General features: G+C 40.7%; 14 protein-coding genes. 1 reads left to right on the top strand and 13 read right to left on the bottom strand.

Going from position 1 to position 14,686, the window contains the following annotated elements:
- Positions 1 to 56: 56 nt before the first annotated feature.
- From N8M93_RS17450 to N8M93_RS17405, 10 genes are all read right to left on the bottom strand, one after another.
- Positions 57 to 2,273, bottom strand: coding sequence for a penicillin-binding protein (locus N8M93_RS17450; protein ID WP_261133899.1), 2,217 nt, complete (start codon positions 2,271 to 2,273; stop codon positions 57 to 59).
- Between the two features lie 16 nt (positions 2,274 to 2,289).
- Positions 2,290 to 2,652, bottom strand: a complete 363-nt coding sequence (gene ftsL / locus N8M93_RS17445; protein WP_261133897.1) for a cell division protein FtsL — start codon at positions 2,650 to 2,652, stop codon at positions 2,290 to 2,292.
- Between the two features lie 17 nt (positions 2,653 to 2,669).
- The gene (gene rsmH, locus N8M93_RS17440; protein ID WP_261133896.1) at positions 2,670 to 3,602 is read right to left on the bottom strand and encodes a 16S rRNA (cytosine(1402)-N(4))-methyltransferase RsmH; all 933 of its coding nucleotides are present in this window, start codon (positions 3,600 to 3,602) and stop codon (positions 2,670 to 2,672) included.
- 39 nt (positions 3,603 to 3,641) lie between these two features.
- On the bottom strand, positions 3,642 to 4,073 hold the full coding sequence (mraZ, locus tag N8M93_RS17435; RefSeq protein WP_261133895.1) for a division/cell wall cluster transcriptional repressor MraZ: 432 nt from the start codon (positions 4,071 to 4,073) through the stop codon (positions 3,642 to 3,644).
- A 275-nt stretch (positions 4,074 to 4,348) separates the two neighbouring features.
- The gene (gene bshC / locus N8M93_RS17430; RefSeq protein ID WP_261133894.1) at positions 4,349 to 5,968 is read right to left on the bottom strand and encodes a bacillithiol biosynthesis cysteine-adding enzyme BshC; all 1,620 of its coding nucleotides are present in this window, start codon (positions 5,966 to 5,968) and stop codon (positions 4,349 to 4,351) included.
- Between the two features lie 729 nt (positions 5,969 to 6,697).
- Positions 6,698 to 7,084, bottom strand: coding sequence for a DUF3397 domain-containing protein (locus tag N8M93_RS17425; protein ID WP_261133893.1), 387 nt, complete (start codon positions 7,082 to 7,084; stop codon positions 6,698 to 6,700).
- An 8-nt stretch (positions 7,085 to 7,092) separates the two neighbouring features.
- The gene (locus tag N8M93_RS17420; RefSeq protein WP_261133892.1) at positions 7,093 to 7,986 is read right to left on the bottom strand and encodes a 2-dehydropantoate 2-reductase; all 894 of its coding nucleotides are present in this window, start codon (positions 7,984 to 7,986) and stop codon (positions 7,093 to 7,095) included.
- A 538-nt stretch (positions 7,987 to 8,524) separates the two neighbouring features.
- Positions 8,525 to 10,063, bottom strand: a complete 1,539-nt coding sequence (locus N8M93_RS17415; RefSeq protein ID WP_261133891.1) for an acyl-CoA carboxylase subunit beta — start codon at positions 10,061 to 10,063, stop codon at positions 8,525 to 8,527.
- Between the two features lie 48 nt (positions 10,064 to 10,111).
- Entirely contained in the window at positions 10,112 to 10,324 is a 213-nt protein-coding gene (locus N8M93_RS17410) for a biotin/lipoyl-containing protein (RefSeq protein WP_261133890.1), read from the bottom strand.
- A 12-nt stretch (positions 10,325 to 10,336) separates the two neighbouring features.
- On the bottom strand, positions 10,337 to 11,683 hold the full coding sequence (locus N8M93_RS17405; RefSeq protein ID WP_261133889.1) for an acetyl/propionyl/methylcrotonyl-CoA carboxylase subunit alpha: 1,347 nt from the start codon (positions 11,681 to 11,683) through the stop codon (positions 10,337 to 10,339).
- A gap of 167 nt (positions 11,684 to 11,850) precedes the next feature.
- On the opposite strand from N8M93_RS17405, the gene N8M93_RS17400 reads away from it, so the two are divergent.
- Complete coding sequence (locus N8M93_RS17400) at positions 11,851 to 12,375, top strand: N-acetyltransferase (RefSeq protein WP_261133887.1); 525 nt, start codon at positions 11,851 to 11,853, stop codon at positions 12,373 to 12,375.
- Between the two features lie 256 nt (positions 12,376 to 12,631).
- Here the strand turns inward: N8M93_RS17400 and N8M93_RS17395 are convergent, their stop codons facing one another.
- The 3 genes from N8M93_RS17395 to rpmF all read right to left on the bottom strand — a co-directional run bounded on the left by N8M93_RS17395 (position 12,632) and on the right by rpmF (position 14,677).
- Positions 12,632 to 13,273, bottom strand: a complete 642-nt coding sequence (locus tag N8M93_RS17395; protein ID WP_261133885.1) for an RsfA family transcriptional regulator — start codon at positions 13,271 to 13,273, stop codon at positions 12,632 to 12,634.
- Positions 13,274 to 13,475: 202 nt separating this feature from the next.
- Positions 13,476 to 14,237 (bottom strand): enoyl-CoA hydratase/isomerase family protein, encoded by a 762-nt coding sequence (locus N8M93_RS17390; RefSeq protein WP_261133884.1) that lies wholly within the window; start codon positions 14,235 to 14,237, stop codon positions 13,476 to 13,478.
- Between the two features lie 266 nt (positions 14,238 to 14,503).
- Positions 14,504 to 14,677, bottom strand: a complete 174-nt coding sequence (rpmF, locus tag N8M93_RS17385) for a 50S ribosomal protein L32 (protein ID WP_221564071.1) — start codon at positions 14,675 to 14,677, stop codon at positions 14,504 to 14,506.
- Between the last annotated feature and the right edge of the window lie 9 nt (positions 14,678 to 14,686).

The following is a 14,686-nucleotide window of genomic DNA, read 5'->3' as shown; positions in this document are numbered from 1 at the left end:
GGCAGATGAGCTCGTTTCATTTATATGCCTGTACAGAAACAGCTAGAACAAATCAGTTATTCTTCTTCACTATTATTCTCTTGTTCATTCTCTTGTTCGTTCTCTTGTTCGTTCTCTCGTTGCTGCATTGATTCTTGTGGTGTCTTCAATTCTACCACAAGGGGTGAATTCGCCTTCACAACCGATCCTTTCTTGATGCTTTGCAATGAAACGAATCCCTTTCCTGTAAATTCTGGTGTCTTCAATCCAAGCACTTGTGAAAGCCGGAGAACTTCTGAACGTGACATCCCTGTCAGATCAGGCATTTTCACATTTCCTTCTGTTCTAAGGAAGACCTCTTCGCCTTGAAGCACTGTGGTATCAGCATAAGGGGCTTGATTGACGATTCGGTCACCTTCACCAAAAACTTCGACCTTCAACCCTTTTTCCTCTAATTGCTTTTTAACTGAAATCGACGATTCACCTTCAAAATCCTCTAGTTTGACTCCACCTGAAGACTGCTCTTCCGATTTATCTTCACTTGCTTCATCAGGTGTGATATTCAAGTATTGCAAGCCACCCTGCATGACGGGATTGAATACTTTGGATACAGGCACGGAACCTGATTCATAGGCGTCGTCATCAAGGTCCGGACGATCGATAGCGACATACACCAATAACTTCGGATCGTCTGCTGGTGCCATTCCTAAGAAAGAGAAGATATAGTTGTCATGACCTTTCATTATTTTCCCATCCATGCCATATAATTGTGCAGTTCCAGTCTTACCAGCAACATCATAACCTTCAATATTATAATTTTTCCCTGTTCCATCAGTTACAACTGATCTTAATAATTTACGGACTTGCTTGGACGTATCAGGAGAAATTGGTTCTCCTACAACTTCTGGCTGAAAACTCTTGATCACATCATCATTGTTCTTATCAACGATCTTATCGACGACATACGGTTTCATCATTTTTCCACCATTTGCGATCGCTGTCGCAGCCTTGATTTGCTGGATCGGAGTGATCGATGTTCCTTGTCCGAAAGCAGTTGCCAGCTTTTCAATTTCCCAGTCGTATTGAATTTTCGAATCAGCTTCCCCAGGAATATTGATCCCCGTTTTTTCATCGAATTCCCATCGTTCAGTCAAGTATTCATGAAGCTTATCAAAACCAAGTTGCTCTTTGGCGATCTTCGAAAATGCTACGTTTGAAGAATGTTGTACACCCTCATCATAAGTGATCTTACCCCATCCTCGGCCATTGTTGTGGTCGCTTACTCTACTGTGCTTTGTTTTGTATACGCCTGATTGATATTCTGCACTTCCGTCATAGACCCCTTCTTCTATGGCTGCTGCAAGCGTGAAAACCTTCATCGTAGATCCTGGTTCAAATGCTGACCCGATAGAAAAGTTCGTATAATTCGTAATGTCCCTTACATTCGGATTGAAGCTTGGACGGTTTGACATCGCCAGAATCTTTCCGGTCTTTGGATCTGCGACAATCGCCATCATCCTTTTAGGTTCATATTCTTCTTGAACATTATTCATCGCTTGTTCGAGGAACAATTGAATTTTTTCATCAAGAGTCAAATGGACACTTGCTCCATGTTTTGGTTCTTTAATCACTTCATTCGGATCAGGTAATTTATAACCATAACGGTCACTTTGATACTTCAGGGAACCATCTTCTTCTTGTAGATATTCATCAAGCGCTTTTTCGAGACCCATTGCCCCAGCTCTTACGCCTTCATCATTATTCGTAGTGAATCCAAGAATGTGAGAAGCAAAGTCCTGGTTCGGGTAGTATCGTTTTGTAAGCCGTTTGAAATCAATTCCGCTGATATCCAACGCTTTTATTTCTTCCATTTTCGAATGACTGATCTTTTTCCCACCTGGTCCCAGTTCAACCTGAAAAGGACCTTCCTTGCTCATCAATTCTGTCAATCTTGATTCAGACATGCCAAGCAATGGAGCAAGTTTACCAGCTGCCTCTGAAGGATCCTTGATGTGGTTCGCATAATCTTCATCGAGAATTGCAATTACGTTGTAAGAAGGGATATCTTCGGCAATCGCTTTTCCGTTACGATCGAAAATTGTACCCCGGTCTGCATCAAGAGCCGCTTCCCGCGTCCATTGTTTCTCAGCCATTTCTTCTAAATTGACACCCTCAGCTTGACCCGTCCAACCTAAATAAAAATAGCGTCCAATCAACAGGAAAAAGAGCAGGACAAATATCAAAGATAAAATCACTGCTCCTTTATTAATATTCGAATTCTTTTTCTCTATCATTCAAACCACACCTAAACTAATTGTTTACTACTTTGATATTTTTATCGTCGAACTTCATTCCTAATTTTTGTTCTGCGAAATTGATAATGCGCAAAGGCTCGCTAAGCTCTGATTTTTTAAGGGTTAGATCATCCACTTGCTTGCTTTGCTTATCAATATTTTGTTCCATCACCTGAATTTCTTTGTTCACAGTATACATTTCAGCATAATTTGAAACGATGAAAATCGAAGCTGCAGCTAGCATCATTGCAGCGATTGTCCAGAGAACCTTCTCCCCCTTTGTGATTTTCGATCTTTTTCTTCTAACCACATTCGGTTGCGGTTGTGGATTTTGAACATGATTGGTTTTTCTTTCTACTTGATGGGCAAGATTGCTCATACTCCCAGTTCCCCTTTCTATTTTCTCTTCTCGGCGATCCGTAATTTGGACGATCTCGCTCTTCTATTTTTCTCTTGTTCTCCACTATCTGGAGTAATCGGCTTCCGGGTGATCAATTTCATGTCCGGTTGGTATTCCTCTGGAACGACTGGCATTCCTGGTGGTAAATCTGGTTCACTACTTACTTCCTTGAAAACTTTCTTACATAAACGGTCTTCAAGAGAATGGAAGGTAATGACACAGATTCTTCCCTCAACGTTCAACATTTCAATCCCATCTCGTAAAGCCTCTTCAAATGCATTCAATTCATCATTTACAGCTATACGTATGGCTTGGAAGGTTCTTTTGGCAGGGTGTCCACCTTTTCGACGTGCTCTGGCCGGGATTGCCTCTTTAATGATTTCTACCAATTCACCCGTTGTTTGAATTGTCTCTCGTTCCCGGTGGGCTTCGATTTTTCGTGCGATTGATTTCGCGAATTTTTCTTCTCCATATTTGAACAATATCGAGACAATTTGTTCATAAGACCATTCATTCACTACATGAAACGCGGTTAGTTCACTAGTCTGATCCATCCTCATGTCTAATGGGGCGTCTTGGTGATAGCTGAAACCTCGATCTGCCTCGTCAAGTTGCGGAGATGAAACACCAAGGTCAAACAAAATACCGTCAACACCACTTATCCCTTTTTCAATGAGTTCATGCTTGAGATTTCTGAAATTAGATCTGATGATACTGAACTTACCTTCGTGCTCTGCCAATCTTTCTTTAGCATGATTGATTGCGTGAAGATCCTGATCAAATGCATAAACATGTCCTGAAGTGAGCCTTTTCAAGATTTCTTCTGTATGGCCCGCTCCACCAAGGGTACAATCCACGTAGATGCCATCTTCCTTAATGTTAAGTCCATCGATTGCTTCCTGTTTCAATACTGTTTCATGCTCAAACATAATTGTCCCTCAATTTCCTGCTCTAACTACGATTGTGTTCTAGAGGTCAAAATCCATCAGACTTTCTGCAATTTCACCAAATGAGTCTTCTGATTTGTTGAAGTAATCTTCCCAGATCTCTTTATTCCAGATCTCGATTCGATTACTTACCCCGATGATGACACAGTCCTTTTCCAACTTTGCATATTGACGTAGTGTAGATGCGATGTTCACACGTCCCTGTTTATCAAGCTGACATTCTGCGGCTCCAGAAAAGAAAAACCGAGTGAAGGCACGTGCATCTTTTTTAGTGAATGGGAGTGCTTTCAGCTTTTCTTCAAGCTGCTTCCATTCTTCAAGAGGGTAACCAAAAATACATTGATCTAGTCCTCTTGTAAGTACGAAAGTGGTTCCTAATTCATCCCGGAACTTAGAGGGGATAATCATTCTTCCCTTATCGTCAATGGTATGTAAATGCTCTCCCATAAACATATACGGGCCCCCTCCCACTTTCTTCCCTAAGTCTACCACAACTCCCCACTTTGCACCACTTGTTTAAATATTCTTTTGAACAAAAAAAAATCCTGCTTATAAATGCAGGATTTTCAGAAGTTTTCATCGCTATATTTTTACAGTAATGTCAGCTTTTTTACGACAATTTAAAAGAAGAGTTTTCTCTTGATTCCGTCTGTATTTTTGTTAATGCTGTGGATTTTCGGCGAAATAAATCTAAGTTACAGGAATTGGATAAAACCACATCCTGTAGTTTAGAGTTTTATCGCCTTCGGATTTCCGTTCCATAAATAATTCTGTTTTGCCAATTCTGAAATGAATCCAAATCCAAAATGATTGATGTAGTAAAAAACATTCAACACTCTCTCTTGAGGCTGGTCCTCTGGAAGGAGGTGCATTTGGATATGATCGAATTTTTTCAGATCGACTTCATGTTTTTGTAAAATGGACTTTTCCATCCTTTTTTTCAAGTATAGGAGTTGATCCTCGATAATCATCCAGTTCTTTTCAGTTAAACCATCCAGGCCCTTATCAATTTCAACAGCGGTATTTCTCAGCTGGCTATGTTCTTTCTTCATCACATTCAAAGCACGTTCAATTTCTCGATCCAGCTCGTGATCTGTATTATCATCCAGCCATTGTTTCTTTTCTTTTTCCACCCCATCGAAAACGATGCGATGTGTATCCAGCGCTTTTTCTTCAATCGTCTTTTGCGAATAGTGGTCCAATATGACAAGTGACAACCTCGGTAGGATCGGCGGCATTTTCCTATCGAAACTATGAAAGACCGGTTTCAATGCGCTCCAGTAATTTATTTCCCCAGGACCAGCTACGAATGCAAGTGTAGGTAAAATAAATTCCTGCATAAGAGGCCTTGTGATTACATTATTACTCAATCTTGAGGGTGTTGAACGAGCCATTTCTGAAAGTTCTTGCTCAGAGTAAATGCATTCATTGTTCTTCCCCCTGAAAGAGTCATTTTCACGGATTAACAATACTCTAGCATCACGTTCTTCGATAAAAAGATGAGCATTATTCGTTTCAGAGTCGATTGGCGATTCAAACCCTAGTCTCTTTATCGCTGCCAAGCCTTGCTGAAATGAACCATCGATTTCTGCATTGTTGCCAATCATGTTTTCAAAAAAGGGGCTTTCAATCTTCCGTAAGTCAGGATGATGGGAGTCTAGAATGACAAGACCGAACTCACTGAATAAGGTAATCATCAGATAAGCGAAAAAATCAGTCAACGTATCACTTTCTTTTATAGCAGCGTGAAGCAGATCTTTCACTGGTTGAGTATGTTCTGTTTCTCCGAAAGAGCGGATCACTTCTTCAGCCCATGGTAGCAAACGATCGTTTTCGCATTTTATGTGAGAAACCGACCTCATACCTTCATACATACTCAACTTGTGTTTATTTAGTTGATCACCATCTGGAATGTGTATATGATTGATCTCATCAAAATCATGATCCTCACCAGCGATCCAAAAAACGGGGACGACTGGCGTACCAAGTTGTCTCTCTTTCTCCTGTGCAAACAGGATGGTAGACAGACATTTATGTATTGTATATAAAGGTCCAGTCAATAAACCCGCTTGCTGGCCCGTCACAACCACGGTGGATTTTGGATCCTTTAATTTTTCAATATTTTCATATGTGGAAGGTTTAGTTGGAAATGATTGATGATAGGAGAGCAGATGATCAACAAGATCCAATCTCGGAAATCTCGTTTCCTGAAGTTCCTTCCATCGATCAATATAGCTTTGGTCCTCAAACGCATTATAGTCAAATAAGGAACTTACATCTGAATTCCCCATCAAGTAGGCAGAATATAGGTCTTCTTTATTTCGAAAAGGTAGCTCAAGCACGTTCATACATTTCTTCCTTTCTTATAATACACAACAGACACTTTGCGAATATGAGTATAGCAAATTAATTACTACTCACCCAACAATTCTGCCTAAGGTGCTACTAGGAGGACATCGTTATAAATCATTGTTAAAGTTTGGCTATCCTGATCTTAAAAGAAAACTTGGTAAAGCCAAACCTTTGGCGGAGGCTGGGCTTTTGTCGCGCTTTTACTGAAGAAAGTATTTTTCTTTAAGCGTACACGAAATACGTCACCCTCCAGCGAAATAGGTGAACCCAGGAAAGAAACAAAGAGCCATGATTAACGTTAACGGACATCAGAGCCGTTCTTTGTGACAAAACCGCTGTTTCTGAAACTCTAACGGACACCACAGCCGTTATTTGTGAACAAAGCAGTTGATTTCCTACGATATTTGCGAAATAAGATCCCTGATGTCCGTTAAGTTTGTAAATTTCCATCATATTGGCCAAATAACGTCTCCTGTGTCCGTTAACGGGTTAGTACAACCCGTTTTCAGCGAGGATAGAGTTCGTTATTGCAGGAAGGGTTGTCCAGTTCAACGGCCAGTCACTTGGATTACTTCTGATTGACATCTTCGGTGTAAGCCCCTTCAGAACCAAGTTGTTTGGTTCGAGCTTCCTCGTCAGTTCTCCAATGACCTAGGTGCTAACTAGATCGCTTCCGTTTTTCGTTTGCCGTGGAGAGGGAGTGAATTTCGAATAAATCCATACTTTTAATTAAGAGCCATCACACGTATAACCAACCCATACAAACAAAGCACCAAATACCCCGAAGAAAACAGTAAAAAATTCAAGCGCCACGCTGTTTTCATGATTTTAGAAAGTCCGATATCCTCATCTCGCTTCCAATATAAAACGGTAATACTGATTACGATGAGCAAAATCAAAATGACAATTGGCCATAAAAAAGTATTTTCCCATATCGTATATAGTATGACCATGACAGAGATGATCAGGAAAAAAGTTGTCACATCCGTCGCAACCATGAACGACCGCTTCTGTTGCCTTGTTATCTTCCTTGTAATCCAATAAACCATGATCCAGGCAAGCAAAGGTACTGTAACCAATATACCCAAGGAACCCAATAAAAAATCAATCATCGTTCCCCCTACTTTCTTTCCTCTTCCATCCCTTTAATGATTTGATAGACAAACCGGTTATTTGGAACTTCAATGTTTTTACCTTTAGCTGAATTCAAGATGAAGCCGTTTATCGCTTCAATTTCGGTTCTCCGCTTATTCTCGATATCCCTCAACATGGAAGATTTGTTTAAAGAAGTATTCTCGCAGACAGCCACTAAATCCTTCCAGCCTTCATGATATTTGATATTCAGAACCTTGCATGCTTCTTTACTGAGTTGTTCCATCAAATCGAGCCAATGAGGATTCGACAGAAGATCTCCATTTGGGACCCTCAATATCGCAGTGAGAGGATTGATGACGGCATTGATATGTAACTTTTCACTTAACATTGCATACCAATCATTTTGGTAGAAGAATGGAAAGTTTTCTTTTGAGAGCTTCTCCCAGTTGATCCCTGAATGACCGTCGAGATAGGGGGCGATTTTAGTCCGTCCGACACCTGTATGATTGATTAAATGATCAGTCTCTTTTATGGCACCATGTTCAACCACTCCCATGTAAATCGAGTGCATCTTTAAATGAGGCAAAAATCGAAGGTGTTGCATTCCATTTTGGACAAATAAAATGGAACGTGTATTTCTGAACTTTTTTATTATTTCAGGCATGATTTGTTCAACATCATAGGATTTGACTGCAACGATCAGCACATCAATGTCATTTCTATCAGTTTCGGATAATAAACAAACCTTTGGTTGGCACGTGTATGTTGAACTCCCCGCTTTTACAGTCAATCCCATCGTATGAATCGCTTGTTGCTGAGCTTCTCTCCTAACAAAAAGTGTGACTTCATGAGCGCTTTTTGCTAGATAAGCAGTAAATAATAATCCTATTGAACCTCCGCCGATAATCCCGATTTTCATGAAACCCCCAACTTTCAATGAGATTTGTAAGATTATAGTAGCACAATTAACTAGGCTGATAAATCTTTCCAATATATTTAGGATTCTACTTTCCATTATATTAAGGATTCTAAAAAGTGAACTCTGCAAAATCCCCCCCTTTCCGAGGGCAAACGGAAAGAGGAAGCGACCTGCATAATCCATATATACTTTCTTTAAATACAAAGGCTCTTTTCTAAAAGATTATTGCTTTTGACTCATTTTAAAAGTTGATTGGAGAGCAAGGTGCTGGCTTCCTGTTGAATCATCGGGACAGATGAGCCCATACTATGTCGCAAGGCGACGAGTTGGCTTACCGCACGCCCCGAGGAAAGCGAGCATCCTGGAGCGGAAATCAACGACTTTTAAAGAAAACTTGGCGAGACCAAGCCTTTTAAGAAAGTATTTTATACTTTCTTTAAGTGCAAGAACAACAAAGTTTGCGGGACAGCCAATACAAAAAGACCCATAGAGCCATCTATCGATGGTCTATGGATCAACTTTATAAGACAACGATTACCTATACAGGATATACTGGGTGCTTACGTTCGCTGAATATCATTTCTTTAGACTCATATGCTTCGAATCGATCAATCAACTCTTCCCGCAGGTCATCCGCAGATACAATTTGATCGACAATCATTTCAGATGCAAGCTTATAGATATCAATATGTTCTTTGTATTCTTGATGCTTTTCTTGCACGTACTTCATACGCTCTTTCGGGTCTTCAATTTCATTGATCTTATTGGAGTAAACAGCATTTACCGCTGCTTCAGGGCCCATGACTGCAATCTGTGCTGTTGGCAACGCGATGCAGCAATCGGGTTCGAAAGCAGGACCTGCCATAGCATATAATCCTGCACCATATGCTTTACGGACAACAACCGATATTTTCGGAACAGTCACATCACTCATTGCTGCAATCAACTTCGCTCCATGGCGGATGATTCCTGCTTTTTCCACTTTAGTACCGATCATGAATCCTGGTACATCGGCAAGGAACAACAAAGGAATCGAGAACGCGTCACAAAGCGTAATGAACTTCGCTGCTTTGTCAGCAGAGTCGACAAACAACACGCCGCCTTTAACCTTCGGCTGATTTGCAACGATTCCAACCGTCTTACCATCAATTCGGGCAAAACCAGTCACCATTTCTGGCGCAAACAACTTTTTCATTTCATAAAATGAGCCTTCATCGATTAGTCCAGCAATGAACTCATACATATCGAAAGGAACGTTTTGGTTTTCCGGTACAATTTCGGATAAGCTTCTGCCTTGTACAGGATGTTTCCCCTCTAATTTCAAAGGTTTTTCTTTATAGTTGGCAGGAAAATATGAAAAATAATTGCGGCCTGATTGGATGGCTTCTTCTTCTGAAGATGCAAGTACATCACCGCATCCACTAATGCTGCAATGCATTCTTGCACCTCCCATTTCTTCAAGTGTGACCTTTTCTCCGATCACCTTTTCTGCCATCCTCGGTGACCCCAGGTACATAGATGCATTCTGATCCACCATTATGACAGTGTCACAAAATGCAGGGATATATGCCCCGCCTGCAGCTGATGGTCCGAACAGGATACAGATCTGCGGCACCATTCCAGACATTTTAACTTGATTATAAAAGATTCTACCTGCACCACGTCGGTTCGGGAACATATCAATCTGATCCGTAATTCTGGCGCCAGCTGAATCGACTAGATAAAAGAGCGGCAACTTGAGCCTCATAGCCGTTTCCTGGATGCGGATGATCTTTTCTACTGTTCTCGCTCCCCATGACCCGGCTTTAACTGTCGAATCATTGGCCATCACACAAACTTTTTGACCGTTTACTTTCCCGATTGCAGTAATCACACCGTCAGCAGGTAACCCTTCTGCCTGGTTATTAGCGAATTTTCCGTCTTCAATCTTATATGAATCATCGTCGAATAATAAGTCAAGACGTTTACGGACGAACATTTTATTTTGTGTCTTCAGCTTCTCATGATACTTTTCAGCACCACCCGCCTCAATCCTTGCTTTCGTCTCGTGCAAAGTTTCATTGATTGTTTTCAACATATAATTCCTCCTTCATTGCTGTAGAAAAGAACGAGCGCTCATTCACTTTTATTTCATGACAACGAGGACGTCACCTTCATTGACGAAATCTCCGACATTTACATTTACGGAAGCTACCTCCCCTTCTGTTACTGCTTCAATCGGAATTTCCATCTTCATCGATTCCAATGTAAGTACTGCTTGTCCAGTTGTGATTGTTTCTCCTTCTGATACCAATACGTTCAATACTGTACCTGCCATTGATGCTGTAATCTCTTTCATGTTGTATCACTCCTAATTTTTTACTTTTTTGATTACTTCATTTAAATATTGGGTTGTATATTGTCCCTTTTGGAACGATTCTTCATTTAACACTAGATCGAATAACGGACCATTATGTTTGATACCGCTCAAAGTCCACTCAGAAAAGAAATACCTGGACTTCTCCAACACCTTTTCACGGTCATCTGCATGAATGATGACTTTTGCAATCATCGGATCATAGAATGGTGTTACTTGTGTCTCAGAACTGAAGCCGGTATCTACACGGAGCCCTTCCGATTCTGGATACTCGAACGTTTCGATTTTTCCAGGAGAAGGCAAGAATGTTTCAGGATCTTCCGCATAAATCCTATATTCAATACTATGTCCGGATTTCACAAGTTCTGCTTGTGAGTATGGGATTGGTTTCGATTGAGCAACGTCAATCTGCCATTCAACAAGGTCTAAACCAGTGATCATTTCCGTGACCGGATGTTCAACTTGCAGACGAGTATTCATTTCGAGGAAGTAGAAATTTTCGTTCTCGTCCACGATGAATTCAACCGTACCAGCATTAGTATAATTGACATGTCTACCTGCTTGTACTGCCGCTTCACAAATTTGTTGGCGGACTTCTTCACTCAAGAATGGTGACGGTGACTCCTCAATGACTTTCTGATGTCTACGCTGGATCGAGCAGTCCCTTTCAAATAAATGCACGACATTTCCATCTTCATCACCGAAGATCTGGACTTCAATATGACGGCTGTTGGAAATGAATTTTTCCATGAACATTTCATCATTCCCGAAATAAGCCTTAGCGCGGTTCTGGCTAGATACAAAGGCAGTGCGTAAAGCTTTTTCATCATCACACCGCTGCATCCCGATGCCTCCTCCGCCAGCACTTGCTTTGATCATTACCGGATATCCGATTTTACCAGCAAGCTGGACAGCCGCGTCGACATCACTGATCGGACCATCACTTCCAGGTACGACTGGGACAGCAGCATCCTGCATGGTTTTTCTTGCCTTGACCTTGTCCCCCATCGCCTCTACAACATCTGCGGAAGGACCGATGAACGTTATGTTAGCGTTTTCAACTTTACGCACAAAATCAGCATTTTCAGATAGAAATCCATAACCAGGGTGGATTGCATCAATTTTTTCAGAAAGCGCAACCTCCAACACACGGTCACTATTCAAATATGACTTTACAACCGGAGGCTCACCGATTTCATGAGCTATCTTGGCATTTTTCACATAGGGAAGATCTTTATCTGCCTGTGAATACACAATTACAGGTTCGATCCCTAATTTCTCGCAAGTCTTTACAATTCTAGCTGCAATTTCTCCTCTGTTTGCGATCAGTATCTTTTTCAAACCATCTCCTCCTATTTCTCTAGGCTACAATCTACTACTTTCAACAACAATCTGGTTGATTCCTGTAGATTTCTGCAGAATTTTTTCACATTTGCAGAAATTTTCGTAACTTTATTATATAATAATACAAGATAGAAAGGGAGAAAAAATGAAGGGGGACACCAATAATGTATAAAGTTCAAAAGCTTCTCGTTAATTATAAAACGTTGGAAGAATTTAAAAAGTTCAAGGAATATGGTATCCAGGAATTATCGATGTTGGAAGATTTACAGGAAAATTTCATCGATAACGATAGTGAGTCTCCATTTTATGGGATTTATTACGGAGACAAACTGGTCGCTAGAATGAGCCTTTATAGAATCGATGGGAATTACGATCGCTATTTCGATCCACCTCAGGATTACCTTGAATTATGGAAACTGGAAGTCTTACCTGCATATCATGGGAAAGGTTTCGGTCGTGCACTCGTCAATTATGCAAAAACCTACAATCTCCCTATCAAGACAAACGCACGACAGCGTTCTAGCGAGTTTTGGGAAAAGATGGGCTTCTCGTCTGTAACTTATAATCCAAGCCGTGACCGTGGGGAAAACCCTTATGTATGGTATCCAGCGGGGGTTGCAGAGCAAGAGCCTGCAGAAAAAGAGGGTGGACCGATCAAGGAAACGGATGTATCCTCATCTGACTTGTAAGAAATACGTTGTTCGATAAGGCTCTTTTCTAAAAGATTATTGGTTTTAAAAAACACCTTATGCAAGTTGATTGGAGAGCAATGTGCGAGACTCCTCAAAAATGAAAATCGCATTTTCTTCGTGCGATGTAACGCTGCCGAAGCTTTCCTTGTCCTAAGGGATCAGCGTGCCTATAAAAACAGTAAAGCTGACTTGAATCAAGTGTCAGGACCTTGTTTTTCAGGATTCCTGGCACTTTTTCGTCAGCTTTTTTTACTTACTTTTCCACTTTTTCAAGATTTCCATTATAATCCATTTGGAATTTCACTTGCGAATCCTCATCGTCATCTGTCACTGCCATTTTCCGTGCCCGTTCCATGAAATTCAACATGATTTTATAGTCTTCATACACATGATCATAATCCTTCTTCAATTTTTGAAGTTTGTGGTTCAACACTTCATTTTCCTTCTCCATTTTCAAAAGGTTATCTTTCAGACGCTCATTTTCCGTTTGAAGTGTATGCACATCCTGTTCTGAATTTTGGATATTTCGCAAGTAGTCGATTATATCTGCCATACATAAACCTGAATTAACCTCCGGGGATCTGTTCATAACTCTTATCTCTTCTTGTGAGGTCGTTTCATGTGACTGTACAGGATTACTAGAATGTGATTTCGATGTCTTTCCTTTCATCATCTGTTTTCGTTGTTTTTTTGCAATCGCTATAGCAGCATCATATTTTTTGCGGATCAATGAATTCCATCTGAATCCACATGCGGCTGAGGTCCGGGATAATTTTTTCCCAACTTCTTCAAACGCTGCTAATTGAGTGCCTCCCTCACGTATATGTCGCAGAACGACTTCGGCTAGCAATAGATCTTCATCATGACTCCAAGCATCCTGGCGTGTTGAGCCCATCTGCATCCCTCCAAACATTTCTACTTTATTTACAACATATGCAGATGGTAGAAAAGATAGACTTTCGTTTAAAGAAAACTTGGGCTATGCCAAGCCTGAGCGTAGGATGGGTCTAGTTGCCCTTATATTCAAGAAAGTATATATACCTTCCTTTAAATGCTAGTGAAAGATTCGCTCCCTTTATTGGAGGACTCAAAACTCCTCATTTTCGGTTTAAAAAGGTTTTGACAGCCTGATGATGGTCATCTGTAGCCCATAACCGAGCGCATTCCCTTATCTCTTTGTCAACTCGCAGCTTAATTTCAGAAAGGTTATATCGGTCGAGACCGCGCTGTTTATATGCTTGTAGGACTCCTTGGTTTTTCGTTGTAAGAGGTTCGATCCATTCCTTAAAATCATGCAGCGGTTCTTCTATATCCAGTACTTTCTGGACGAACCCTTTTTCGTATCCATCCTGTGCGGAATATTTCATAGCACTGATCAGTATCTCAAACGCAGATTCAGGATTCATTCTTTCCATGACAAAAGTAGATCCCCCCCAACCTGTTGTGATTCCAAGTGTGCCTTGAATGAAACCGAATTTCACATTTGGGTAGGCTATCCGTAAATCACATGCTGATGCAATTTCACAACCTCCTCCAACCGTTACACCATTCAAAAGAGCGATTGTCGGCTTTGGGAAGGTGAAAATCTTGAACAAAACCTCTCCCATCTTGGAAAGCATTTCATAGGCTTCATCTTCTGTATGTAATTGATGGAAGACGGATAAATCTCCACCGGAACAAAATGATTTCTCACCAGCACCAGTCATCACCAATATTTTAACGCCATCATCATTTTTCAAATTTTCCAGAGCTTTTCCAATCAATCCTATCATGTCATGATCGACGGCATTGTAACGTTCAGGCTGATTCAAAATCACCCAACCGATACCATCTTCGACTTCTACTTTCACTTTCTCCATATGATCACCTTGTTTATGTAAGTTTTCCTATATTATAGCTGAAACATGATTGTTTTTTTATATTTCTAATTAGAATTGAGTTGTTTTCGTATAAACTGTTTTTTTTTGGAAATATACTCGCTTTTTACGGGTTCGAGAATAGCAGAAGCGACCCGCTTAGTCACTTTAACGTAAATTGACGGACACAAAGAAAGGTTTTCTTTCCGTCAGAACCATAAAAAAATGCCTGGAAGGATATGATCCTTACAGGCACTTTTTGATCAAGCTTACTTCTCAACTACTTCTTTTCCTTTGTATGTTCCACATTCTGGACATACGCGGTGAGAAAGCTTATATTCGCCACATTGTGGGCATTTCACCATTCCAGGTACTTTCAACTTATAGTGAGTACGACGCTTGTTTTTACGAGTGGTAGAGGTTCTTCTAAAAGGTACTGCCATGGTTTTCCA

The organism is Bacillus sp. Marseille-Q3570 (genome assembly GCF_946151055.1).
Lineage (GTDB): Bacteria > Bacillota > Bacilli > Bacillales > Fictibacillaceae > Pseudalkalibacillus.
The sequence above is the reverse complement of the archived record's forward strand: the minus strand, read 5'-3'. Positions and strand labels throughout refer to the sequence as shown.

What these genes read in the sequence shown, in the direction of transcription:
- N8M93_RS17390 (WP_261133884.1), bottom strand. Translation starts at nt 14,237, where the DNA reads ATGGAGAAAGTGAAAGTAGAAGTCGAAGATGGTATCGGTTGGGTGATT.
- N8M93_RS17400 (WP_261133887.1), top strand. Translation starts at nt 11,851, where the DNA reads ATGTATAAAGTTCAAAAGCTTCTCGTTAATTATAAAACGTTGGAAGAA.
- mraZ (WP_261133895.1), bottom strand. Translation starts at nt 4,073, where the DNA reads ATGTTTATGGGAGAGCATTTACATACCATTGACGATAAGGGAAGAATG.
- ftsL (WP_261133897.1), bottom strand. Translation starts at nt 2,652, where the DNA reads ATGAGCAATCTTGCCCATCAAGTAGAAAGAAAAACCAATCATGTTCAA.
- rpmF (WP_221564071.1), bottom strand. Translation starts at nt 14,677, where the DNA reads ATGGCAGTACCTTTTAGAAGAACCTCTACCACTCGTAAAAACAAGCGT.
- rsmH (WP_261133896.1), bottom strand. Translation starts at nt 3,602, where the DNA reads ATGTTTGAGCATGAAACAGTATTGAAACAGGAAGCAATCGATGGACTT.
- N8M93_RS17410 (WP_261133890.1), bottom strand. Translation starts at nt 10,324, where the DNA reads ATGAAAGAGATTACAGCATCAATGGCAGGTACAGTATTGAACGTATTG.
- N8M93_RS17395 (WP_261133885.1), bottom strand. Translation starts at nt 13,273, where the DNA reads ATGGGCTCAACACGCCAGGATGCTTGGAGTCATGATGAAGATCTATTG.
- bshC (WP_261133894.1), bottom strand. Translation starts at nt 5,968, where the DNA reads ATGAACGTGCTTGAGCTACCTTTTCGAAATAAAGAAGACCTATATTCT.
- N8M93_RS17415 (WP_261133891.1), bottom strand. Translation starts at nt 10,063, where the DNA reads ATGTTGAAAACAATCAATGAAACTTTGCACGAGACGAAAGCAAGGATT.
- N8M93_RS17425 (WP_261133893.1), bottom strand. Translation starts at nt 7,084, where the DNA reads ATGATTGATTTTTTATTGGGTTCCTTGGGTATATTGGTTACAGTACCT.
- N8M93_RS17420 (WP_261133892.1), bottom strand. Translation starts at nt 7,986, where the DNA reads ATGAAAATCGGGATTATCGGCGGAGGTTCAATAGGATTATTATTTACT.
- N8M93_RS17450 (WP_261133899.1), bottom strand. Translation starts at nt 2,273, where the DNA reads ATGATAGAGAAAAAGAATTCGAATATTAATAAAGGAGCAGTGATTTTA.